24 protein-coding genes and 2 tRNA genes are annotated in these 22,919 nt (G+C 63.4%); 8 read left to right on the forward strand and 18 right to left on the reverse strand.

Going from position 1 to position 22,919, the window contains the following annotated elements; translation table 11 throughout:
- Window positions 1-3: 3 nt before the first annotated feature.
- The 6 genes from ACX0MV_RS12490 to ACX0MV_RS12515 all read right to left on the reverse strand — a co-directional run bounded on the left by ACX0MV_RS12490 (window position 4) and on the right by ACX0MV_RS12515 (window position 4,418).
- Window positions 4-945: a ribose-phosphate pyrophosphokinase gene (locus ACX0MV_RS12490; RefSeq protein WP_458982840.1), complete on the reverse strand. Its 942-nt coding sequence runs from the start codon at window positions 943-945 to the stop codon at window positions 4-6.
- 46 nt (window positions 946-991) lie between these two features.
- A tRNA-Gln gene (locus tag ACX0MV_RS12495) sits at window positions 992-1,066 on the reverse strand.
- A gap of 55 nt (window positions 1,067-1,121) precedes the next feature.
- Window positions 1,122-1,196, reverse strand: a tRNA-Gln gene (locus ACX0MV_RS12500).
- 18 nt (window positions 1,197-1,214) lie between these two features.
- On the reverse strand, window positions 1,215-2,072 hold the full coding sequence (gene ispE / locus ACX0MV_RS12505; RefSeq protein WP_458982841.1) for a 4-(cytidine 5'-diphospho)-2-C-methyl-D-erythritol kinase: 858 nt from the start codon (window positions 2,070-2,072) through the stop codon (window positions 1,215-1,217).
- Between the two features lies 1 nt (window position 2,073).
- A complete protein-coding gene (gene lolB / locus ACX0MV_RS12510; RefSeq protein ID WP_458982842.1) occupies window positions 2,074-2,691 on the reverse strand; it encodes a lipoprotein insertase outer membrane protein LolB in 618 nt (205 codons plus the stop codon).
- On the reverse strand, window positions 2,691-4,418 hold the full coding sequence (locus tag ACX0MV_RS12515; RefSeq protein ID WP_458982843.1) for a tetratricopeptide repeat protein: 1,728 nt from the start codon (window positions 4,416-4,418) through the stop codon (window positions 2,691-2,693). The genes lolB and ACX0MV_RS12515 overlap by 1 nt, the downstream gene beginning before the upstream one ends.
- Window positions 4,419-4,603: 185 nt before the next feature.
- On the opposite strand from ACX0MV_RS12515, the gene hemA reads away from it, so the two are divergent.
- The 6 genes from hemA (at window position 4,604) to ACX0MV_RS12545 (ending at window position 10,232) form a co-directional block, all read left to right on the forward strand.
- Entirely contained in the window at window positions 4,604-5,899 is a 1,296-nt protein-coding gene (gene hemA / locus ACX0MV_RS12520) for a glutamyl-tRNA reductase (RefSeq protein WP_458982844.1), read from the forward strand.
- A gap of 8 nt (window positions 5,900-5,907) precedes the next feature.
- A complete protein-coding gene (gene prfA, locus ACX0MV_RS12525) occupies window positions 5,908-6,990 on the forward strand; it encodes a peptide chain release factor 1 (RefSeq protein WP_458982845.1) in 1,083 nt (360 codons plus the stop codon).
- A gap of 132 nt (window positions 6,991-7,122) precedes the next feature.
- Window positions 7,123-7,956 carry a peptide chain release factor N(5)-glutamine methyltransferase gene (prmC, locus tag ACX0MV_RS12530; RefSeq protein ID WP_458982846.1) on the forward strand — a complete coding sequence of 278 codons (834 nt, stop codon included), beginning with the start codon at window positions 7,123-7,125 and terminating at the stop codon, window positions 7,954-7,956.
- 19 nt (window positions 7,957-7,975) lie between these two features.
- Window positions 7,976-8,725 (forward strand): molybdopterin-synthase adenylyltransferase MoeB, encoded by a 750-nt coding sequence (moeB, locus tag ACX0MV_RS12535; protein ID WP_458983194.1) that lies wholly within the window; start codon window positions 7,976-7,978, stop codon window positions 8,723-8,725.
- 95 nt (window positions 8,726-8,820) lie between these two features.
- Window positions 8,821-9,633 carry a glutamate racemase gene (gene murI, locus ACX0MV_RS12540; RefSeq protein ID WP_458982847.1) on the forward strand — a complete coding sequence of 271 codons (813 nt, stop codon included), beginning with the start codon at window positions 8,821-8,823 and terminating at the stop codon, window positions 9,631-9,633.
- A gap of 83 nt (window positions 9,634-9,716) precedes the next feature.
- On the forward strand, window positions 9,717-10,232 hold the full coding sequence (locus tag ACX0MV_RS12545) for an acyloxyacyl hydrolase (protein ID WP_458982848.1): 516 nt from the start codon (window positions 9,717-9,719) through the stop codon (window positions 10,230-10,232).
- 66 nt (window positions 10,233-10,298) lie between these two features.
- Here the strand turns inward: ACX0MV_RS12545 and ACX0MV_RS12550 are convergent, their stop codons facing one another.
- The 12 genes from ACX0MV_RS12550 to ACX0MV_RS12605 form a co-directional block, all read right to left on the reverse strand.
- A complete protein-coding gene (locus ACX0MV_RS12550; protein WP_458983195.1) occupies window positions 10,299-10,616 on the reverse strand; it encodes a YkgJ family cysteine cluster protein in 318 nt (105 codons plus the stop codon).
- Window positions 10,617-10,900: 284 nt separating this feature from the next.
- On the reverse strand, window positions 10,901-11,428 hold the full coding sequence (locus ACX0MV_RS12555) for a DUF2878 domain-containing protein (RefSeq protein ID WP_458982849.1): 528 nt from the start codon (window positions 11,426-11,428) through the stop codon (window positions 10,901-10,903).
- Complete coding sequence (locus ACX0MV_RS12560) at window positions 11,421-12,695, reverse strand: class I SAM-dependent methyltransferase (protein ID WP_458982850.1); 1,275 nt, start codon at window positions 12,693-12,695, stop codon at window positions 11,421-11,423. Before ACX0MV_RS12560 ends, ACX0MV_RS12555 begins: the two co-directional genes overlap by 8 nt.
- Complete coding sequence (locus ACX0MV_RS12565; protein WP_458982851.1) at window positions 12,682-13,482, reverse strand: DUF1365 domain-containing protein; 801 nt, start codon at window positions 13,480-13,482, stop codon at window positions 12,682-12,684. Before ACX0MV_RS12565 ends, ACX0MV_RS12560 begins: the two co-directional genes overlap by 14 nt.
- Window positions 13,482-14,729, reverse strand: a complete 1,248-nt coding sequence (locus ACX0MV_RS12570; RefSeq protein ID WP_458982852.1) for an NAD(P)/FAD-dependent oxidoreductase — start codon at window positions 14,727-14,729, stop codon at window positions 13,482-13,484. Before ACX0MV_RS12570 ends, ACX0MV_RS12565 begins: the two co-directional genes overlap by 1 nt.
- Window positions 14,726-15,505 (reverse strand): SDR family NAD(P)-dependent oxidoreductase, encoded by a 780-nt coding sequence (locus ACX0MV_RS12575; protein ID WP_458982853.1) that lies wholly within the window; start codon window positions 15,503-15,505, stop codon window positions 14,726-14,728. The genes ACX0MV_RS12570 and ACX0MV_RS12575 overlap by 4 nt, the downstream gene beginning before the upstream one ends.
- Window positions 15,502-15,924, reverse strand: coding sequence for a nuclear transport factor 2 family protein (locus ACX0MV_RS12580; protein ID WP_458982854.1), 423 nt, complete (start codon window positions 15,922-15,924; stop codon window positions 15,502-15,504). Before ACX0MV_RS12580 ends, ACX0MV_RS12575 begins: the two co-directional genes overlap by 4 nt.
- Complete coding sequence (gene phrB, locus ACX0MV_RS12585) at window positions 15,921-17,378, reverse strand: deoxyribodipyrimidine photo-lyase (protein ID WP_458982855.1); 1,458 nt, start codon at window positions 17,376-17,378, stop codon at window positions 15,921-15,923. Before phrB ends, ACX0MV_RS12580 begins: the two co-directional genes overlap by 4 nt.
- Window positions 17,375-18,319, reverse strand: a complete 945-nt coding sequence (locus tag ACX0MV_RS12590) for a MerR family transcriptional regulator (protein ID WP_458982856.1) — start codon at window positions 18,317-18,319, stop codon at window positions 17,375-17,377. The genes phrB and ACX0MV_RS12590 overlap by 4 nt, the downstream gene beginning before the upstream one ends.
- The gene (locus ACX0MV_RS12595) at window positions 18,316-19,281 is read right to left on the reverse strand and encodes a YbgA family protein (RefSeq protein WP_458982857.1); all 966 of its coding nucleotides are present in this window, start codon (window positions 19,279-19,281) and stop codon (window positions 18,316-18,318) included. Before ACX0MV_RS12595 ends, ACX0MV_RS12590 begins: the two co-directional genes overlap by 4 nt.
- A 146-nt stretch (window positions 19,282-19,427) precedes the next feature.
- Entirely contained in the window at window positions 19,428-19,658 is a 231-nt protein-coding gene (locus ACX0MV_RS12600; RefSeq protein ID WP_458982858.1) for a TIGR02450 family Trp-rich protein, read from the reverse strand.
- Window positions 19,655-20,647, reverse strand: a complete 993-nt coding sequence (locus tag ACX0MV_RS12605) for an NAD(P)/FAD-dependent oxidoreductase (RefSeq protein WP_458982859.1) — start codon at window positions 20,645-20,647, stop codon at window positions 19,655-19,657. The genes ACX0MV_RS12600 and ACX0MV_RS12605 overlap by 4 nt, the downstream gene beginning before the upstream one ends.
- Window positions 20,648-20,845: 198 nt before the next feature.
- Between ACX0MV_RS12605 and ACX0MV_RS12610 the strand changes: the two genes are divergently transcribed.
- Both ACX0MV_RS12610 and hemH read left to right on the forward strand, forming a co-directional pair.
- The gene (locus ACX0MV_RS12610; protein WP_458982860.1) at window positions 20,846-21,769 is read left to right on the forward strand and encodes a TIGR01777 family oxidoreductase; all 924 of its coding nucleotides are present in this window, start codon (window positions 20,846-20,848) and stop codon (window positions 21,767-21,769) included.
- Window positions 21,762-22,784: a ferrochelatase gene (gene hemH, locus ACX0MV_RS12615; RefSeq protein ID WP_458982861.1), complete on the forward strand. Its 1,023-nt coding sequence runs from the start codon at window positions 21,762-21,764 to the stop codon at window positions 22,782-22,784. The genes ACX0MV_RS12610 and hemH overlap by 8 nt, the downstream gene beginning before the upstream one ends.
- The last annotated feature ends 135 nt before the right edge of the window (window positions 22,785-22,919 follow it).

Consider the following 22,919-nt stretch of genomic DNA (forward strand, 5'->3'; position numbering starts at 1 on the left):
CGGTTAACGGAACATCGCACTGATCGATTCTTCATTGCTGATGCGGCGAACCGCTTCAGCGACTACGGGTGCGATATCCAGCTGGCGAATGCGCGAGCAGGATTGAGCGGCGGCGGACAACGGGATGGTGTTGGTCACCACCAGTTCGTCCAGCACCGAGTTTTCGATGTTTTCGATTGCACGGCCCGAGAGTACCGGGTGGGTGCAGTAGGCGAAGACCTTGGCGGCGCCGTGTTCTTTCAGTGCTTTGGCCGCATGGCACAAGGTGCCGGCGGTATCCACCATGTCATCGACGAGGATGCAGGTACGGCCTTCGACGTCACCGATGATGTGCATCACTTCGGAGTGGTTGGCCTTTTCACGACGCTTGTCGATGATCGCCAGGTCAACACCCAGGGACTTCGCCACGGCACGTGCACGCACCACGCCGCCAATGTCCGGGGAAACGATCATCATGTTGTCGAAGCGCTGGTCTTCGATATCGTCCACCAGTACTGGGGAACCGTAGATGTTATCTACCGGGATATCGAAGAAACCTTGAATCTGATCCGCATGCAGGTCGACGGTAAGAACCCGGTCGATGCCGACGACGGTCAGCATGTCGGCCACTACTTTGGCGCTGATGGCCACGCGAGCGGAGCGCGGACGGCGATCCTGGCGGGCATAGCCAAAGTAGGGGATGACTGCAGTGATTCGAGTCGCTGAGGAGCGGCGGAAGGCATCGGCCATCACTACCAGTTCCATCAGGTTGTCGTTGGTAGGCGCGCATGTCGGCTGAATCAGGAATACGTCCTTACCGCGAACGTTTTCGTTGATTTCAATGCTGATTTCACCATCGGAGAACTTACCGACAGAGGCATCGCCGAGTGGGATATGCAGCTGACGTACGATACGTCGCGCCAGATCGGGGTTAGCGTTCCCCGTAAAGACCATCATCTTGGACACGCGCAGTACCTGCCGGCTGAGGGTATACCTGGATGAGTATAGAAAATGGCAGGGGCGGCTGGATTCGAACCAACGCATGGCAGGATCAAAACCTGCTGCCTTACCGCTTGGCGACGCCCCTGTATCGTGTGTGTAACCAATGCCGCTTGTCAGTCGTAGCTGCTCGAAAGCAGTTATGGCAGGGGCGGCTGGATTCGAACCAACGCATGGCAGGATCAAAACCTGCTGCCTTACCGCTTGGCGACGCCCCTGTATCTGATGCTATGCATTCACTTCCTTGCCAGTGCTTCGAGCTTGCGGTGCAACATCGAAACGTTGCGACCCTGGGCAATAAAACTTGGCAGAGTGGCTGGAAGTTGGCGGGCGACTTTATCAGCATCGTCCTGGTTTGGGAAGCTCCCAAACACGCAAGCTCCAGTTCCGGTCAATCTGGCTGGAACAAATTTGTTCAGCAAGATCAAAGCGTTACGAACATCTGGGTAACGCTTCTCAACGACCGGTTGGCAGTCGTTACGACCACCCCCTTCAAGAAGGCTGCGAACTTTAATGGGCGGCGTATCCCGTGTCAACTCGGGGTCGGAGAAAACTTCCGCTGTGCTGACAAGGACTTGCGGAATGGCGACGAGAAACCAGGGCTCGCTCAGTTCGACCGGCTGTAGCTTCTCGCCGACGCCCTCGGCGAAGGCCGCGCGACCGCGTACGAACACCGGCACGTCGGCGCCCAGGCCTAACCCCAGGGCAGCCAGGCGGTCCTCGTCCCACGCCAGTTGCCAGAGGTGATTGAGGCCGAGCAGGGTGGTTGCCGCATCCGAGCTGCCACCGCCGATGCCGCCGCCCATGGGCAGACGTTTGTCCAGCCAGATATCGGCGCCCAAAGCGCAGTTGGCATGCTGCTGCAACTGGCGAGCCGCACGCACGATCAGGTTGTCGTCGTGGGACACGCCCTGTATGTCACTGTGCAGACGGATTTCGCCATCCTCGCGCGGAGCGAAGTGCAGCTCGTCGCCATGATCGAGAAACTGGAACAGCGTCTGCAAATCGTGATACCCATCGGCGCGGCGGCCGAGGATGTGCAGCATGAGGTTGAGCTTGGCCGGCGCGGGCAGGCTTAGGGTGGTGCCATGCATGTCACTGGCCGAGCTGGCGCGGTTGCCAGTCCTTGATCACCAGGGTGATCTGCAGGTCGCGGCCCTGCAACTTGATCCGCTCGGGCAGCCAGTAGCCATCCTGCTCGGCGTAGCGCAGGTAGTCGACCTGCCAGCCATCCTGGCTCAGTTGCGCCAGGCGGCTGTCGCCGTCGAGGGTCAGGCGGCTCTTGCTGTCCGGTGCGGGCAGGCCGCGAATCCACCACAGCAGGTGCGATACCGGCAGGTTCAAACCGAGCTGATCCTGCAGCAGCGCTTCTGGTGAAGCGGCTTTGTAGCGGCCCTGGTTGGCCACCTCCAGCAGAATCTCCCCAGGGCGACCGGTCAGGCGCGCCGCACCGCGGCCGAGCGGGCCGGACAGGCGGATGTCGTAGTAATCCTGTCGCTGCAACCAGAACAGCGTGCCGCTGCCGGAATCCTTGGGCGCGCGAATGCCGACCTTGCCGTTGATCTGCCAGGCATCCAATGCCGCGACATTGCGCTTGTGGGTTTGCCAGTCGGCTGAATTACCCTGGCCTTCGAGGGATTCGCGGGAGGCCATGCCCGCACAGCCGGCGAGCAGGGCGATCAAGCCGATAAGGATGGCATTGCGGATAAGCATCAAAGCGTCTCTGCTCCGGTCAGGCGCAGCAGCGTGCTGCGCAGGATGGCACTGTCAGGTTGTTGCTTGAGCGCGCCGGCCCATACTTCACGCGCCTCGGCCTGTTTGCCCTGGGCCCAGAGCACTTCGCCGAGGTGCGCTGCTACTTCGTGATCGGGGAAGCGTTCCAGTGCCTGGCGCAGCAACCGTTCGGCTTCCTTCAGATTGCCCATGCGGTAATTCACCCAACCCAGGCTATCGAGAATGGCTGGGTCTTCCGGGTTGAGTTGATGGGCCTGTTCGATCAGCTTCTTTGCCTCGTCGTAGCGCGTGGTGCGGTCGGCCAGGGTGTAGCCAAGTGCATTGAGCGCCATCGAGTTTTCCGGCTCGCGCTCAAGAATAAAGCGCAGGTCCCGCTCCAGCAGGTCCAAGTCATTGCGCTTTTCGGCGAGCATGGCGCGGGTATAAAGAAGGTTGAGGTCTTCTGGGAATTCGTCCAGCGCCTGTTGGATAACCTGCCAGGCCTCGTCGTTTTTCTGCTGTTTGGCCAGCGCCTCGGATTCGATCAGGTACAGCTGAATGGCGTAATCGGGCTGTGCCTGACGAGCTTTACCCAGTCGCCGCACGGCTTCGTCGCCACGCTGGCTATCGAATAGCAGTTCGGCCATCCGCGCCTGCGCCGGCAGGTAATCGTTTCCAGGGCCGACCAGCGCGTATTCGGCGATGGCCTGGTTTGGCTGTTCCAGCGCTTCATACGCGCGCGCCAGGTTATAGCGCGCCGAATCGACGTGGCTGTCACGCTCGATCAGCTCCTCCAGATAAACGATGGCTTCGCGCCAGGCGGATGCTTCCAGGCACACCAGCGCCAGGGAGAAGCGCAGGTCGTTATCGTCGGGATACTGCTGCACCAGCGAAGCGAATTCGGCCTGAGCGTCCTCCAGGCGGTCCTGTTCGACCAGCATGCGCGCATAGGTCAGGCGCAGACGCTTGTCGTTCGGGTGCTTGCGAATGCCGTCCTCAAGCAGCGGCAAGGCTTCATCGCCGCGCTTCAGGCCTTGCAGCAACCGCGCCTGCAACAACAGCGGAGCAATTTCAGTCTGCTCGGGTTGCTGCTGGAGCAGCTCAAGCGCCTGTTCTGGCTTGTTGTCCTGCTGCAGGAGCAAGGCTTTGCCGAACAGCAGCTGGCTGTTTTCCGGGTATTTCCCCAGCAACCGGTCGAAGCTCTGCAGCAGCCCCGCACGGGTGTCGGGGTCCGACTCGGCGGCCGACAGGGCAAGGAAGTCGAAATGGGTATTGCCCTGCGCCTGCAGGACTTTCTCCATGGCGCTCATGGATTCGTCGTAACGGCCCGCGCGCGCCAGTTGAATGGCCAGCGCCCGCTGCGCATCGATGCTGTCCGGCGCGTTCTTCGCCCATAGCGCGGCAGTGTCGAGCGCAGCCTGGTCGGCGCCCAGGTATTCGGCGATCCGGAAACCGCGTTCGGCCACTCCAGCGTCCTGGGTGGCGTTCGCCTGTGCGACATAGTTGTCGAGGGCGATATCGAAACGGTTGCGTTGCCCGGCCAGTTCGGCAGTCAGCAGCGCGAATAGCGTTTCCTCGCTGAACGAGCCGTACACCAGCGGTTCTGGCTTTGTCGCAGCTACGGACGGATCTTCCACCGGCGGTACGCCGTCTGGTTCGGAAGGGGCAAATGTTTGACAGCCAGCCAGTAGAGCGGCGGCAGTCAGCAACGCGAGGGATCTATTCATAGGGAGATATGTGGCCAACCTGCAGTCGCGGCATCATGACACAAGCCGTTGGGCAAGCCCATGGGGGCTAGGCCGGATAGGCTAGAGCGGTAATCTTGCCTGCTTAGGACAATGGTCGGCGGTGGTTGTTCTCAATCAGGCGACGTAGGACAATTGCGCGCCTCCCGTTCAGCTCAGCGACCCGCATGGCCTTTCTCGCTCTCGGCATCAACCACAAGACCGCTTCGGTGGATGTCCGCGAGCGCGTGGCATTTACCCCGGAGCAGTTGGTCGAGGCCTTGCAGCAGCTCTGCCTGCGCACAAGCAGCCGCGAAGCGGCGATCCTCTCGACCTGCAACCGCAGCGAACTTTATCTCGAGCAGGACGGCCTGACGGTCGAGTCGGTGCTGGCCTGGTTGGCCGATTATCACAAGCTCAGCCTCGACGAGCTGCGTGCCTGCGCCTACATCCACGAAGACGATGCTGCGGTGCGGCACATGATGCGCGTGGCGTCGGGTCTGGACTCGATGGTGCTGGGCGAGCCGCAGATTCTCGGCCAGATGAAATCCGCGTTCGCCGTGGCGCGCGAGGCAGGTACCCTGGGGCCGCTGCTGGGGCGGTTATTCCAGGCAACCTTCAGCACCGCCAAGACCGTGCGCACCGACACCGCGATCGGTGAAAACCCGGTCTCCGTAGCATTTGCCGCGGTCAGCCTGGCCAAGCAGATCTTCAGCGACCTTCACCGCAGCCAGGCGCTGCTGATCGGCGCCGGTGAGACCATCAGCCTGGTGGCGCGTCACCTGCACGACCAGGGCGTCAAGCGCATTGTCGTAGCCAATCGCACGCTGGAACGCGCCAGCAGCCTGGCTGAACAGTTCGGCGCCCATGCGGTGCTGCTCTCGGACATCCCCGATGAGCTGGTCAACAGCGATATCGTCATCAGCTCCACCGCCAGCCAGCTGCCGATTCTCGGTAAGGGCGCGGTCGAGCGGGCGCTGAAAAAGCGCAAACACAAGCCGATCTTCATGGTCGACATCGCCGTGCCGCGGGACATCGAGCCGGAAGTCGGTCAGTTGGACGATGTCTATCTGTACACCGTCGACGACCTGCACGAGGTCATCGCGGAAAACCTCAAGAGCCGCCAGGGTGCTGCCCAGGCCGCCGAGGAACTGGTGGCCGCCGGCGCCGCCGATTTCATGCTGCGCCTGCGCGAGTTGGCGGCGGTGGATGTGCTCAAGGCCTACCGCCACCAGGCCGAACGCCAGCGCGACGAGGAGTTGGCCAAGGCCCTGCGCATGCTGAGCAACGGCGCGCCGGCCGAAGAAGTGGTCGCGCTGCTGGCGCGCGGCCTGACCAACAAGTTGCTGCACGCACCCAGCGTGCAGCTGAAAAAACTGTCTGCCGAGGGCCGCATCGATGCGCTCGGTGTCGCCCAGGAACTCTTTGCCCTCGACGAGGGCGCGCCGCCTGCTTCGACCCATAGCGGCTCGGTCAACAAATAAGGTCTGCAATGAAAGCGTCACTGCTCAATAAACTCGATCTGCTGCAGGATCGTTACGAAGAACTGACCGCGCTGCTGGGCGATGCGGAAGTGATCGGCAACCAGACGCAGTTTCGCGCCTATTCCAAGGAATATGCCGAGATCGAGCCGGTCAACCAGGCGTTCCGCGCGTTTCGCAAGGTGCAGGACGATCTTGAGAGCGCCCAGGCGCTGCTCAAGGACAGTGACCCCGACATGCGCGAGATGGCCGAGGAAGAGGTCGCCGAGGCCAAGGAACAACTGATCGAACTGGAAGCCACCCTGCAGCGCATGCTGCTGCCTAAAGACCCCAACGACGGCCGTAACGTGTTCCTCGAAGTACGGGCCGGCACCGGTGGCGACGAAGCGGCGATCTTCTCCGGCGACCTGTTCCGCATGTATTCACGTTACGCGGAACGACGCGGCTGGCGCATCGAGGTGCTCTCGGCCAGCGAAGGCGAGCATGGTGGCTATAAAGAAGTGATCGCCCGGGTCGAGGGCGACAACGTCTACGGTAAGCTCAAGTTCGAATCCGGTGCCCACCGCGTGCAGCGTGTGCCCGAGACCGAATCCCAGGGCCGCATTCACACCTCGGCCTGCACCGTGGCGGTGCTGCCCGAGCCGGACGAGCAGATGGCCATCGACATCAACCCGGCCGACCTGCGCGTGGACACCTACCGCTCCTCCGGCGCGGGTGGCCAGCACGTCAACACCACCGACTCGGCGATCCGCATCACCCACATTCCCACCGGCACCGTGGTCGAATGTCAGGAAGAGCGCTCGCAGCACAAGAACCGCGCCAAGGCCATGGCCTGGCTGGCGGCGAAATTGAAGGATCAGCAGGAAGCCGCCGCGCACAAGGAAATTTCCGACTCGCGCAAGCTGCTGGTGGGCTCCGGCGACCGCTCCGAGCGCATTCGCACCTACAACTTTCCCCAGGGCCGGGTTACCGACCACCGCATCAATCTGACCCTCTATTCGCTCAACGAAGTGATGGCTGGCGGCGTGGATGCGGTGATCGAGCCGCTGCTGGTGGAATACCAGGCCGATCAGTTGGCCGCGCTGGGCGATTGAGTCTGCGGTGCGCACTGCGCACCCTACGCCATGCGCCATGTAGGGAGGATGAGGCTTTTTTCATCCACCAGAAGTCGGCGGTGGATTGATAAAGCGCGAGCTACGCGCCCCGATCCGCCCTACGAGAACAATATGGTCACCATCGAATCGCTGCTCAACACCGCCGATCTACCCGACTCGCCAAGCCCGCGGCTGGATGCCGAGCTGTTGCTCGCCCACGTTCTGGGCAAGTCGCGCAGCTACCTGCGCACCTGGCCGGAGCGTGACGTTGATGCAGCGCAGCAGGCGCGGTTCGTCGCGGACCTGGCGCGGCGCCGGACCGGCGAGCCGGTTGCGTACATCCTGGGCCGGCAGGGGTTCTGGAGCTTGGAGCTGGAGGTGGCGCCGCATACCCTGATCCCGCGGCCGGATACCGAGCTGCTGGTGGAAACCGCTCTCGCGCTGCTACCCGCGACGCCGGCCGCGGTGCTTGATCTGGGCAGCGGGACCGGCGCCATTGCCCTGGCGCTGGCCAGCGAACGCGGCGGCTGGCAACTCACCGGCGTCGACCGGGTGGCCGAAGCGGTGGCCTTGGCCGAGCGCAATCGCAGGCGTCTGGCGCTGAACAATGCCGTTTTTCTCGAAAGCCACTGGTTTGGCGCGCTGCAAGGTCGACGTTTTCAACTGATTGTCAGCAATCCGCCGTATATCGCTGTCGACGATCAGCACCTTGCCCAGGGCGACGTGCGCTTTGAACCGAGCAGTGCGCTGGTGGCAGGTCGCGATGGGTTGGACGATATTCGCCTGATCATCGAGCAGGCGCCGGACTATCTTGAACGCGGCGGCTGGCTGCTGCTCGAACATGGTTTCGACCAGGCCGCCGCCGTTCGCGATCTGCTTGCCGCGCGTGGCTTCGGCGCGGTCGAAAGCCGCCGTGACCTGGGCGGCCATGAGCGCATCAGTCTGGGACGCTTCGATAATGAGTGATGCCATGAGCCCGCACGACATGCTGAATGACGAAGAGCTGCTGCGTTACAGCCGGCAGATTCTCCTGCAACAGATCGACATTGAAGGCCAGCTGCGCCTGAAGAACAGCCGCGCGCTGATCGTCGGCCTTGGCGGCCTGGGCTCGCCGGTGGCGCTTTACCTGGCGGCTGCTGGTGTTGGCGAGCTGCACCTGGCCGATTTCGACAGTGTCGACCTGACCAACCTGCAACGGCAGATCGCCCATGACACCCGCAGCATTGGCCAGAGCAAGGTCGACTCGGCCAGCGAGCGGCTGCGTGCGATCAATCCGCAGATTCGTTTGCAGGCCCATCGCAATGCGCTGGACAGTGACTCCCTCGCCGCGGCGGTGGCGGCAGTGGACCTGGTGCTCGACTGCTCGGACAATTTCGCCACTCGCGAAGCGGTCAATGCCGCCTGCGTAGCCGCGGCAAAACCGCTGGTCAGCGGTGCGGCGATTCGCCTGGAAGGGCAGCTGTCGGTGTTTGACCCGCGCCGCACCGAAAGCCCCTGTTATCACTGTTTGTACGGTCACGGCAGCGAAGCCGAACTGACCTGCAGCGAAGCCGGCGTGGTCGGGCCGCTGGTTGGAGTGGTGGGTAGCTTGCAAGCATTGGAGGCGCTGAAGCTGTTGGCGCAGTTCGGCGAGCCGCTGGTGGGCCGTCTGCTGTTGATCGATGCCTTGGGCAGCCGCTTCCGCGAGCTGCGGGTCAAGCGCGATCCAGCCTGCAGCGTCTGTGGCGAAGCCTAGGTGAACATGGCGGCAGTCTCGTCCACCGTTACTGTCTGCGTGGTGGACAAGCCTTCGGCATGTCCACCCTACACTTGGCTGCAGTGGGTAAGTATATGAGTCAGCGAGAGGCGCCAATTGGTGTGTTCGACTCCGGCGTCGGCGGGCTGTCGGTGCTGCGCGAGATTCGCGCGCTGCTGCCCAACGAGTCGCTGCTCTACGTGGCCGACAGCGGCCATGTGCCCTATGGTGAGAAAAGCCCCGACTACATTCGCGAGCGCTGCCGGGTGATCGCCGCGTTTCTCCTTGAGCGCGGCGCCAAGGGGCTGGTGCTGGCGTGCAATACCGCGACCGTGGCTGGCGTAGCAGACCTGCGCGAGCAGTATCCGCAGCTGCCGGTGGTGGGCATGGAGCCTGCCGTCAAGCCCGCTGCGGCGGCCACTCGCACAGGTGTAGTCGGCGTGCTGGCGACCACCGGAACGCTGAAGAGCGCCAAGTTCGCCGCGCTGCTCGACCGCTTCGCCAGCGATGTGCGAGTGGTGACTCAGCCGTGTCCGGGGCTGGTCGAGCGCATCGAAGCGGGCGACCTGAGCAGTGACGAGACCCGCGCCATGCTCTATGGCTACGTGGCACCACTGTTGGCGGAAGGCTGCGACACGCTGATTCTCGGTTGCACCCATTATCCCTTCATCAAACCACTGCTGCGCACCCTGGTGCCGGACTCGGTCAGCCTGATCGACACCGGTGCTGCCGTGGCTCGGCAGCTGCAACGGCTACTCGATGAGCGGAAATTATTAGCCGATGGTCCAGCACGGCCGGCGCAATTCTGGTCCAGCGGCAATGCCCCACAGATGGAAAATTTATTGACCCTTTTATGGGGCGAACAGTCATTAATACAGTCGTTTGACAATATTAAGTCCGACTGCTGATATAAATCGGGTTTCTAAGTACTGGCATTGCGCGACGCTTAGCTGACCCACCGGGGTTGTCTCGTCAAAAAAAGGATATTCCGATGAAGAAACTGATCACCTTGGCTGCATGCACAGCCATCTCCATGGCAGGAATTGGTGCTGCGCAAGCGGCTGATGTGACCTTCGCCATTGGCCAGAGCAGCGAATCCACCATGGTCTATCGCCTGGGGACGCAATTCGATTTCAATCGAAGCTGGTGGCAGAGCGATGTAGGTCGGCTGACGGGTTATTGGGATGCGGGCTACACCTACTGGGACGGCGATGAAACGTCGAGCAACCACAGCGTTTCGATCGCACCGGTATTCGTCTACGAGTTTGCCGGGCAGAACGTACAGCCTTATATCGAAGCCGGCATCGGTATCGCCGCATTCGCCAATACCGAACTCGAAGACCGCGACCTGGGGTCGTCCTTCCAGTTTGAAGACCGCATCGGTGTCGGCATGCGCTTCGCCGGCCAGGAAGTGGGCCTGCGGGCAATCCACTATTCCAACGCCGGTCTGAAGCAGCCAAATGACGGTATCGAGGCCTATACCCTGCATTACCGCATGACCTTCTAGGTCGCCTCAGGGGCATAAAAAACCGGATTTCGATCCGGTTTTTTTATGCGCACCGCTCGGGTTGAATCAGCGGTAGATGCTGGTCATGCCCTTGCGCTCGTCCAGGCACTCTGGGGAGGCAGTTTCGAATTCGCGGCAGATCAGCGGGCGCACCTCGTAGATGGTGCAGCGCATGCTGTCGCGATCCAGTGCCGCGCACCAGCCGTCGTCGAGGCGCAGCATGACTTCGCCGCCCCAATCGTCGGTGTCGATGTAGCGCTGCGGCACGCCGGTGTCGGTAATCAGCATCACTTCTAGCTGGCAGCAGCACGCTGCGCAGTTGGAGCAACTGACGGCTGCAGTGATCGGCAATTGGGTGTGGGGGATGGTGTGGCTATCGCTCATAGTCGCGCAGTGTACGCCATAGGCGTGATCCGGTGATTTGCGGCCGACCATGAACCTGCTCCGGTGGAAAACGCTGCGTGGATCCTAGGTTCATGTGCAAGGTATACGGCCTTGTAGGGTGGACATGCCGAAGGTTTGTTCGCCATCCGGATGTCAGCCGCCAACAAGGCTGCGGCATGTCCTCCCTACCAAAGCGCGCTTCGTAGCCCGGATGCAATCCGGGACATGCACCGCCACCAAATCGCTCCCGAATGCATCTGGCTACAAGTAGATACCGCTTCCGCCTACGCTGGCTTGCGGGTGCGCAGGCTTTGCTGGTACTGCGCGCGGTAGAGCTTGGCGAAGCCGTGCAGCACGGGCATTACCAAGGCCCAGATCAGGCCGATCAACAGCAGGCTTTGCCAGGTGCCATACGGCAGGCCGACGCCGGCGATCTGCGCGCCGCCGTAGTAGGACAATGGTGCACCCAGCGCGCCGAGCAGGCTGGCGCGCCACCAGGGTTGTGCGGTCCAGGCCAGGCAGTGGTTGACGGTAGTGGCCAGCAGCAGCCACAGGCTGGCCAGCCACAGCGGGATCAGGGTGCGTGGCTCGCCGAAGTCGAACACGCCGAGGTTGAGCTGAAAGCTGTCCAGCGCGCTGCCGGCGAGAAACACGCTGATCAGCAGCTTGCCTTCGGCCTGCCAACTGCTGACCCAGAAGAGGTGCACCGCCACTATCGCCGGCACTGCCAGCAGCCAAAGACTGTCGCCGCCGATTACGCAGGCGAGCCAGCCGAGCTGAAACAACAGGGCGTTGGCGATTAATTTAGGCATTCAGGTTTCCTAACAGCGGTTCCGGTTGTGCCGCCGGTTTGGCCAGCAGCAGTTGCGCGGTGCCGATGGTGCGCTCGATAAAGCCGCCCTCGCAATAGCACAGGTAGAACTCCCACAGCCGGAAGAAGTAATCGTCATAGCCGAGCTGTTCGAGGTTGTGCCGCGCCTGACGCAGGTTGTCGTGCCACATGCGCAGCGTGCGGGCGTAGTGCAGGCCGAAGTCTTCCATGTGATACAGGTTCATGTCGGTCTTGGTGGTGACGATGTCCAGCATCTTCTGCACCGAGGGCAGGGCGCCACCGGGGAAGATATAGCGCTGGATGAAGTCCACCGACTTCTTCGCCTGTTCGTAGCGCTGGTCGCGAATGGTAATGGCCTGGAGCAGCATCAGCCCGTCGGGCTTGAGCAGGGCGGCGCATTGTTCGAAATAGGTAGGCAAAAAGCGGTGGCCGACTGCCTCGATCATCTCGATCGACACCAGCTTGTCGTAGCGGCCGGTGAGGTCGCGGTAGTCCTCCAGCAACAGGGTCACGCGTTCGCCCAGGTCCAGCTCGGCGATGCGCTGGGCGGTGTAGGCGTACTGCTCGCGCGACAGCGTGGTGGTGGTGACCTTGCAGCCATAGTGGGTGGCGGCGTAGATCGCCATGCTGCCCCAGCCGGTGCCGATTTCCAGCAGATGGTCGCTCGGCTTCAGCGCCAGCTTCTGGCAGATGCGCTCGAGCTTGTTCAATTGTGCCTGTTCCAAACTGTCGTCCGGGCCGCTGAACATTGCCGCGGAATACATCATGGTCGGGTCGAGGAACTGCTGGAACAGATCGTTGCCGAGGTCGTAGTGGGCGGCGATATTGCGGCGCGAGCCCTGCCGGGTATTGCGGTTGAGCCAGTGCAATCCGCGGATCAGCGGGCGACCCAATTGCGCCAGGCCGCGCTCCATAGCATCGAGCACGTCCAGGTTACTGACAAATACCCGCACCACCGCGGTCAGGTCCGGCGAGCTCCAGTAGCCGTGGATGTAGGCTTCGCCCGCCCCGATCGACCCGTTGCTGGCCACCAGCCCCCAGACCGCAGCGTCCTGAATGTGGATTTCCGCGCTAAGGCTGGAATGCGCGTCGCCAAATTCGAGACGCTCGTCGCCTTCCACGACGACCAGCTGGCCGTGGCGCAACCGGCTCATCTGGCCCAGCACCGCGCGGCGCAACAGGCTGGCACCGATGCCGCTGCCGGCACGTACGGAAACTTTGGCGGAGGCCAGGCTAGAGCTTTTCATGGAGGACTTCCTTGGGGGTGGAACGGGCAACGCGAAACTCGCCGTCGGCGGCCCGGTGGTTGAACTGGGGAATACGTTTGAACAGCAGGCGCAGGGCTTGCCAGTAGATAGCCGCGACGGTTTTGCCGGTCATCCAGGGGAAGCGCAGCAGGTAGTGATGCAGGCTGGCGCGGCTCAGTTCGCTGCGTTGCAGGCTGAGGCTGGCATCGAACACCTTGGCCTGTGCGTTCCAGTCGGCCATGTGAATGCCCAGGCGTTCGCCGGCCGGGCTGAAGCTCATGCGGTATTCCAGTTCGCGCGGCAGAAAGGGCGATACGTGGAAGGACTTGGCCACGGCGAAATGCTGGTGCCCTTCGCCAGTGGCGGGCATCACGTAGTGGTAACGCTCGTGCCAGGGCGTATTGCTGACTTCGCAGAGAATCGCGGCGAGGCGGCCGTCGCTGTCGTGGCAGTAGAAGAAGCTTGCCGGGTTGAAGGCCAGGCCCCAGCTGCGCGGCTGGGTCAGCAGGCAGATCGCACCCTGCGGGACCTGTCCCAGCGCCTCGCCAACATGCTGGCGAACGGCATCGATCAGCGCGATGCCGGCGCGGGTGTACTGCGGCAGGTAGTCGGTCTCGCGGAAGGCGAACGGCGCCCAGCGGCCGCGTCCGGCAAGCGGTGACAGGGCAAGCACCTGCTCCTGTTCGTCCAGGTCGAGGTAGAGCAGGCCCATGCGGTAGCGGAAGTCGTGCTGGCGCGGGCTGAAGCGTCGGTGTTGCACCCAGCCGCTGTACAGGGCGCTGTTCATCACAGCACCTCGCCGAAATCACGGGCCACGCGCAGCGCGCTGACCACACCGTCCTCGTGGAAGCCATTGGCCCAGTACGCGCCGCAGAAATAACTGTGGTGCGCGCCGAGCAATTCTTCCCAGCGCGCCTGGGCGGCGATACCGGCAAGGCTGTACTGCGGGTGGGCGTAGCGGTAACGGGCAAGGATCTTCGTAGGGTCTATCGCCGCGGTCTGGTTGAGGCTGACGCAGAAGGTGGTGTCGCTCTGGATGCCCTGCAGGATGTTCATGTTGTAGGTCACCGCTGCAGGCTGGTCATGGGGCCCGCCGAGGCGATAGTTCCAGCTGGCCCAGGCCAGTTTGCGGGTGGGCAACAGGCGGGTGTCGGTGTGCAGCACCACGTCGTTTTCGGCATAGGGCAGGGCGCCCAGAATGGCCTGCTCGGCCAGCGTGGGCTGGGCGAGCAGCTTGAGCGCCTGGTCGCTATGGCAGGCGAACACCACCTTGTCGAACTGCTCGCTGCCCGCCGCGCTGTGCACCACCACACCGTGGAAGTCGCGTTCGACCCGCTCGACCGGGCAATTCAAGCGGATGTGCTCGGCAAACGATGCCGTCAGCGGCGCCACGTAGCTGCTGGAGCCGCCTTCCACCACCCGCCATTGCGGGCGATCGCTGACGGACAGCAGGCCGTGATTCTTGAAGAAGCGAACGAAGAACTGCAGCGGGAAATTCAGCATGTCCGCCAGCGACATCGACCAGATCGCCGCACCCATCGGCACGATGTAATGCTGGATGAACCGGTCGCTGTAGCCGCCCAGCTTCAGGTAGCTGCCGAGCGTGGTGGACGCGGCGATGCGGTTGTTGGTGAGGTCATCCAGCACCTCGCGGTTGAAGCGCAGGATGTCGCGAACCATGCCGATGAACTTGGGCGAGAACAGGTTGCTGCGCTGGGCGAACAGGCTGTTGAGGTTGTGCCCGTTGTATTCCACCCCGGTTTGCGGGTCGCAGACCGAGAAGCTCATTTCGGTCGGCTTCGAGGCCACGCCGAGCTTGTTCAGCAAGGCGATGAAATTCGGATAGGTCCAGTCGTTGAACACGATGAAGCCGGTATCAACCGCATAGGACCTGCCGCCCACCTGCACGTCGACGGTATGGGTGTGGCCACCTACCCAGTCGCTGGCCTCGAACACGGTGACATCGTGACGGCGGTTGAGCAGGTAGGCAGTGGTCAGGCCGGCGATACCGCTGCCGATAATGGCAATCTTCATGGCGTGTCCTTGGTGGTGGAATCGGTTCGCGCCATGCGCTTGCCGAGAGCCAGCTGCAGGCGTTTGGGCAGGTGGGCAAGCACCTGCAGGATGGCGATGAAGGGTGCGGGAAAGGCGATCTCGTAGGGCCGCCTGTCCAGGTTGGCGGCGATGTGCGCGGCAGCCTTATCCACCGGCCAGCGCATCGGCATGGGGAAGTCGTTCTTGCGCGTCAGCGGGGTATCGACGAAGCCGGGGCTGATCAGGGTGACGTCGATGCCGTTGCCCGCCAGGTCGATGCGCAAGGCCTCGATCAGGTAGCGCATGGCGGCTTTCGAGGCGCCATAGGCCTCGGCGCGCGGCAGCGGCAGGTAGGTCACCGAACTGCCCACTCCGACCAGATGGGGCCTGTTGCCAAGGCGCAGCAGCGGCAGCGCCGCCTCGATGCAATAGCTTGCGGAAAACAGGTTGGCCTTCATCACGCGCTCGATCATGGCCGCTTCGAATTGCGCGACCTCGACGTACTCGCAGGTGCCGGCGTTGAGGATCAGGGTATCCAGCGCACCCCAGACCTGGGCAATGTGCTCGCCAATCTCGCGCACCTGGAGTGCGTCGCTCAGGTCGCCGGGCACCACCAGCACCTGTTGCGGGTAGCGCTTGGCCAATGCCTGCAGCGGCTCGACCGTGCGGGCACTGAGCGCCAGGCGGTGGCCGCGCTGCAGCAGCAGTTCGGCCAGCGCGGCGCCTATGCCGCTGCTGGCGCCGGTCAGCCAGATGCGCCGTACGTCAGCGTTCATGCCAGCCTCCCTTTCAACCAGCGGATCGCCTGGCCAAGCAGCGGCAAATGTTCATAGAGCAGGTTGCCCGCGTCGAAATAATCACGGTGGCGGTACACCCTGGCATTCCACTGCAGGTGCGAGCAGCCTTCGACGCGAATCAGGCGGCCCTTGGCCAGGCGCGGGTGGCGGTAGCTCATGGTCCAGCGCAGGTAACCCTCGCCCTGACGCACCTCATCGAAGGCGTAGAAATCGAAGCGCAGCTCGCTGACGTTGGCGTACAGCTCGGCGAAGTAGCTGCGGATATTGTCCAGCCCGCGCACCTCGTGCAGCGGGTCGCAGAACAGCGCATCGCTGCTGTACAGCTCGTCGAGACGCTGCAGGTTGTTCTTGTTCAGTTCGGCGAAGGTATGTGCGAACTGCCGCAGGAAATCGCTCATGGGGTCATCTCCGTTGCCAGCTGTGGCAGGCTTTTGAATGCCGCCAGTGCGCGGCTGCGGCTCTTGCCGAGATCGACGATGGGGGCGGGGTAATCCACCGCGCCAAACAGACTGCCACCGCTCTGCGAGTGAACACCTGGGCTGTGGATGTCCTTGTTGCTTAGGCTCGCCAGTTCCGGCAGCCAATGGCGGATGAAGCGCCCGTCCGGATCGAATTTCGCCGACTGGCTGAGCGGATTGAAAATGCGGAAGTAGGGTGCGGAATCGGTACCGGTGGAGGAGCTCCACTGCCAGCCGCCGTTGTTGGCGGCCAGATCGCCGTCGATCAGCTGGCGCATGAAGAAACGCTCACCTTCGCGCCAGTCGATCAGCAGGTTCTTGGTCAGAAACATCGCCACCACCATGCGCAGGCGGTTGTGCATCCAGCCGGTGGCGAGCAGCTGGCGCATCGCAGCGTCGATGAGCGGGATGCCGGTGCGACCTTCCTGCCAGGCCAGCAGTTCGGCCGGCGCGTTTCGCCAGGCCAGGGCATCGGTCTCGACGCGGAACGCGCGATGCATCGAGACCCGCGGATAGCCGACCAGGATGTGCTTGTAGAACTCGCGCCAGAGCAACTCGTTGATCCAGGTGACGACGCCGGCGTTGCCGCTTTCGAACTCACCCTGGTTGGCCTGCAGCGCCGCATGCAGGCACTGGCGCGGCGACAGCACACCGGCGGCGAGGTACGCCGACAGCTGGCTGGTGCCCGGTTTGGCCGGGAAGTCGCGGTCGCGCTGGTAGTCCTCGATCTGCTCGTCGGCGAACCTCAGCAGGCGGCGGCGTGCCTCTTCCTCCCCGGCAGGCCAGAGCGCGCGCAACGCATCGCTAGGCGTGGCGAAACCCTCGACCTGAGTCGGCAGCACATCGCTCGCGATGGCCAGCGGCGCCTGGACGTTCGGCCGTGGCACCAGCCCGGGCAGCGACAGGTGCAGGCGCTGATAGCAGACCTTGCGAAACTGGCTGTACACCTGGAAGTACCCGCCGGACTTGGTCAGCACGCTGCCCGGCTGGAAGAAAATCTGGTCGAGGTGGCTGTGTACCTGTATGCCCTGACGGCTGAGTCTGGCCGTCACCGCTGCATCGCGGCGGGTCTCGTGTACCCCGTATTCCTGGTTCAGCTGCACGGCATCGATAGCAAGCTGCTCGCAGAGCGTGCCCAGCGCCTCGGGTGCTGCGCTCCAGTCGTGTACTTCGCGCAGCAACAGCGGCACGTTCAGCTCGGCCAGTTGCGCCTGCAGCTCGGCCAGGTTGCGCAGCCAGAAATCGACCTTGCTCGGGGCGTCGTCGTGCGCCTGCCACTGCCCCGGAGTCAGTAGAAACAGCGCAATCGTCGGCCCGGCGGCCATCGCCGCGGCGAGCGCGGTGTTGTCCTGTACCCGCAAGTCGGTGCGGAACCACATCAGTTGCCTGTTCATTGGGCGCTCAGTAGGTCGAGGTCGGTCAGCAGATTTAGGGCGGCCAGCGGGTCTTTCGCCACGCGCAGCTCGGGGTGCAGCTCAGTCAATACCCGCAACTCCTGCTGGTGGATCACGACCGTTGGTCCGGCGAGCAGACAGGGGCACTCGCAGGCGGCCAGCATGCGCGGCAGGTTCGTGGGGTTGAGGGCCTGGCTCGAATACAGCAGCACCGCGCGCGGTTGCATGTGCTCGACCGCCAGGGCCAGTTCGGTGGGGCTGATCGGCCAGTCGAACACTTCCACCGGACAGTCAGCGCTGCTGGCCAGCCAGGCGCACAGCCACAGACCCGGCTCCATCGGCAGGTCCGAGAGGTTGATCATCAACAGCGAGGCGCCTGTTGCCTGGCGGTTGTTGTGGTAGAGCCGGGCGCCGAGCTTGCTGCGCAGCCAGGAATGGAAGAACACCCGCTCGACCTGCGCGCCGAACTGGCCTTGCCAGCGCTGCTCCAGCGCCTCGAACAACGGCAGCAGCAGCTGTTTGCACAGCGTGTGCGGCGGGTAGAGCGCCAGCTCGCCATTGAAACAGTCATCCAGGCGCCGCTCCGCCAGGTTGCAGATGGCCTCCTGCATGCGCAGACGTTTTTCATCCCACTGCGAGGACGCTTCGGCAAACGCGGGCTGATCGGTGCGCAGCAGGCCCTTTACCTGACTGACCGACACGCCGCGGTTGAGCCAGGTGAGGATCGCCTGGATGCGCGCCACGTGGTCGTCGGAGTACAGCCGGTGACCCTTGGGCGTGCGGTGCGGCACGATCAGGCCATAGCGCCGTTCCCAAGCGCGCAGCGTGACCGCGTTGACCCCGGTGATCCGGGCAACGTCGCGGATCGGCATGAAGCCTTGCGCCAGGGCGGCCTGATAGTCGTCGGTCGTGCTGCCGTCGGCTGAGATTTCGCGGCTCATAGGGCGTTGCGCAGGCTGAGGTTTTCCGGGTGCGGCTGCAGGTACACCTGCTGGGCCACGTAGCTGTGCGGGTTACGCCGCAGGTGGTGCTTGAGCAGCGTCAACGGCACCACCAGCGGCACCACGCCGTGGCGGTACTGGCTGATCAGCTGCTGCATTTCCTGCTTCTCCTCGCTGCTCAGGGCCTGCTTGAAGTAGCCGCTGAGGTGCTGCAACACATTGCTGTGGGTGCGCCGCGTCGCGCACTTCTTCAGCGCCGCCATCAGCGCGCTGAAATAGCGCGGCGCCAGCTCGTTGAGGTCGTGCTGGGTGAGGTTGCCGAGCAATTGACCGAGCGCCTTGTACTGCAGCGGATCGGTGGCCATCAGCAGGTACTTGTGGCGGGCGTGGAAATCCAGCAGTGCCTTGCGCGTCAGCCCCGCACGCAACAGTTGCTGCCACTCGGCGTAGGCGAACACTCGGGTGATGAAGTTCTCGCGCAGGATCGGGTCGTTCAGACGCCCATCTTCTTCCACCGGCAGATCCGGGCGGCGCGCGCAGAATGCCTGGGCGAATATGCCGCGGCCCTTGTGTTCGCTGGGGCGGCCACCCTCCTGATAGACCTTGACCCGCTCCAGACCGCAGGACGGCGACTGTTGCATGAAGATATAGCCGCAGAGGTCATCCGTTTCGCCGGCGACCTTCTCTCCGTACGCGGCCAGCGGCGCGGTGACATCCAGTTCCGGCCGTACGCTGCCAACTGCGCGCGGCGTCTCGGGCGCGCCGACCAGGCGAATCGGTTCGCGCGGAATTCCCATGCCGATGGCCACTTCCGGGCAGAACGGAACGAAATCGAAGTAGTCGCTCAGGGTACGGCTGCACAAGCGTGATTCCTTGTGACCGCCGTTGAAACGCACCTCTGCGCCGAGCAAGCAAGCGCTGATACCGAGCTTGGGTTTGGGGGAGGATAGGGACGCAGTCATGGTAAAACCTCGGATGAATCCTTGTACATATCCCAAGGAATGTACAACTTGTGTTCATCATAGGTTCGGCGTTGTACAAGTCAACCACTTTGTACAAGTGTTAAGTGATTTTGTAGGGGTTTTGTACAGGTTGCTCGTGAGCGATGCTATTTCCAGCCCAGCAACCAGCGCTCACCATCCTGCAGCTCATGCCAGTCCAGGCGCTGATTGCGCTGGCTGTAAACCGCCTGTAGCTCGACCTGCAGCACCGTGCCCTGCTCGTCGCAGAACAGCTCGGTGACCAGGAAGTGTTTCTCGCGGTGCTGCGGACGTGCTGCCGTCCATTTGGACAGCAGCAACTTGCGCGGATTGAGGCGATGCCGAATCGGCGGGTTCATTGCAGGTGTTCGAGCAGTTTGCGCGCGGCTTCCTGGCCGCTCAGCCAGGCGCCTTCGACCCGCCCTGACAGGCACCAGTCGCCGCAGGCATACAGGCCCAGGTCGGCATCCGCCAAGGCGCCCCACTGATGGGCGCTGGCGGGGCGGGCATAGAGCCAGCGATGTGCCAGGCTCATGGCAGGAGCGGGCACGGCGCAGCCAATCAATTCGGCGAAGGCGCCGCGCAGGTGCTCGATCACCTCGTGCTTGGGCATGTCCAGGTGCTGCTTGCTCCAACTGCTGGTGGCGTGCAGCACCCAGGTATCCATCTGCGTGTCGCGGCCGGGCTTGCTGCGATTGCGGGCCAGCCAGTCGAGCGGGCTGTCCTGAACGAAACACCCTTCCACCGGACTGTCCAGCGGCTGTTCGAAGGCCAGCGCCACCGCCCAGGTCGGCTCCATCGCTACGCTGGCGGCGGCGCCGGCTAGCTTCGGTGCGCTGGTCAGCAGGGCGGTGGCCTGGGGTGCCGGCGTGGCGACGATGACGTGGCTGAACGGGCCGTGGCTGTTGCCGTCGGCATCCTGCAGGTGCCAATGCTGCTCGCCGCGAAACACCTCGGTGATGCGGCAGGCGAAGTGCACGGGCAATGCGCCCAGCATGGCGCGGGTGATCGCGCTCATGCGCGGGCTGCCGACCCAGCGTTCCTGCTCGTCGGGCGACGCGCTAAGACGGCCCTCCTTGCAGTGGTAGAGGCTCGGCGTCCAGGCGCTGACCCAGCCGCGGGCCTGCCACTGCTGGACGGCCTCGACGAAGCGGCGATCGCGCGCGGTGAAATACTGCGCACCGAGATCCAGCGCGCCGGCATCGCTGCGTTTGCTGGCCATGCGGCCACCGCTGCCGCGGCTCTTGTCGAATAACTGAACGGTATGCCCGGCGGCGTGCAGGGCCTGCGCGGCGGAGAGCCCGGCAATGCCGGTACCGATGATGGCGATGGGGGCAGTAGCAATCATGACTTACCTCAGGTGCTAGAGCGTTAGGCTACGCTTTAGACAAAAGCTATACAATAAACTTGTTATGTATAGGCTTGATCGGTTTCAATCCAGCCTTCCTATAGTAGTGACAACGCGAGAGGCGGTTAAAGGCACCTCGCCGCGACATAAATCAGACTAGGGCTATTACCTGGTGTTTCGCCACGCGAGGACGCAGCCATGCACATATTGCTGACCGGCGGTACTGGCCTGATCGGCCGTCGGCTTTGCCGCCTTTGGGTTGGGCAGGGCCACCAACTGACGGTATGGAGCCGCGAGCCCGAGCGGGTCGCCGCGCTGTGCGGTAGTCAGGTGCGCGGCATTGGTCGGCTCGAGGAGTTGCACGAGCAACCGCTGGATGCAGTGATCAACCTGGCGGGTGCGCCGATTGCCGATCGGCCCTGGACGCGCAAGCGCAAGAGCCTGCTATGGGCAAGCCGCGTTGGCCTTACCGAACAACTGCTGAGCTGGCTGGACCAGCGGGCAGACAAACCACGGCTGCTTATTTCCGGTTCGGCGGTGGGGGTGTATGGCGATGGCGGCGAGCGCGAACTGCATGAGGATTCGCCACCGGTCAGCGACGATTTCGCCGCCCAGTTGTGCGGCGCCTGGGAAGAGACCGCTTTGCGTGCGCAGGCCCTGGGCATTCGCGTGGTGCTGCTGCGTACCGGGCTGGTGCTGGCGAGCGAGGGCGGATTCCTCAAGCGCTTGCTGCTGCCGTTTCGCCTTGGCCTCGGCGGGCCGCTGGGCGACGGTCGGCAATGGATGCCGTGGATTCATATCGCCGATCAAATCGCCCTGATCGATTTTCTCTTGCGGCAGGAGCACGCCAGCGGTCCCTATAATGCCTGCGCGCCGCAACCGGTACGCAACCAGGAGTTTGCCCGCAGCCTGGGCCGCCAGCTGCATCGCCCGGCCATTCTGCCGGCACCGGCGTTCCTGCTGCGCGGCGTCCTCGGCGAGCTGTCGGTACTCTTGCTCGGCGGCCAGCGCGCGGTGCCCAGCGCCCTGACCGAGGCGGGTTTCAGTTTTCGTTTCACCCAGCTGGATGCGGCTCTGGCCGATCTCTTGAGCCACCCTAAACTAGGAAAAACACATGACTGATCACGCCTTGTTACTGGTCAACCTGGGCTCTCCCGCGTCGACCGAAGTGGCTGAGGTGCGGCGTTACCTCAATCAGTTTCTGATGGACCCCTATGTCATCGATCTGCCCTGGCCGGTGCGCCGGCTGCTGGTTTCGCTGATCCTGATCAAGCGCCCCGCCGCCTCGGCGCATGCCTACGCCTCGATCTGGTGGGAAGACGGCTCGCCGCTGGTGGTGTTGAGCAAGCGTCTGCAGAGTGCCATGCAGCGGGTATGGAACAAGGGCCCGGTGGAGCTTGCGATGCGCTACGGCGAGCCGTCGCTCGAAACGGTGCTGACGCGCCTGGCCAGCCAGGGCATCAAGCAGATCACCCTGGCGCCGCTTTACCCGCAGTTCGCCGACAGCACCGTTACCACGGTGATCGAAGAGGCGCGCCGGGTCGTGCGCGAGCGCGCGCTCGACGTGCAGTTCTCCGTACTGATGCCGTTCTACGATCAGCCCGAGTACCTCGACGCCCTGGTGGACAGCGCCAAGCCTTACCTTGAGCAGGACTTCGATCACCTGCTGCTGAGCTTCCACGGGTTGCCCGAGCGTCACCTGCACAAGCTCGACCGCAGCGGCCACTGCCTGAAAGGCCCGGATTGTTGCCGCACGGCGCCGACCGAAGTGCTCGCCACCTGTTACCGCGCCCAGTGCATGCGCAGTGCCGAAGCCTTCGCCGCGCGCGCGGGGTTGCGTCCGGAGCAGTGGTCGGTGGCATTCCAGTCGCGCCTGGGACGGGCCAAGTGGATCGAGCCCTACACCGAGGCGCGGCTGGAGGAATTGGCCCAGCAGGGCGTTAAAAAGCTGCTGGTGATGTGCCCGGCCTTCGTTGCCGACTGCATCGAAACCCTGGAAGAAATCGGCGACCGCGGGCTCGAACAGTTCCGCGCCGCGGGGGGCGAAAGCCTGCAACTGGTTCCCTGCCTGAACGATCACCCAAGCTGGGTCACTGCCCTGAGGACGCTCAGCGAGCGCGCACCATTGATGCTTTAGCGCCTGTTGAGGATTGGCGGGCATCGGTCGTGCGGGTTGAACACAACCGAGGAGGCGACTCAGGTCGCGCCTCGGCACCTGGTCTGGCGTCAGCTTGGGAAGGTGGATAGAGCTGTGGCGGCAAAGTCATTCGCC

The organism is Pseudomonas cistanchae, from assembly GCF_054483635.1.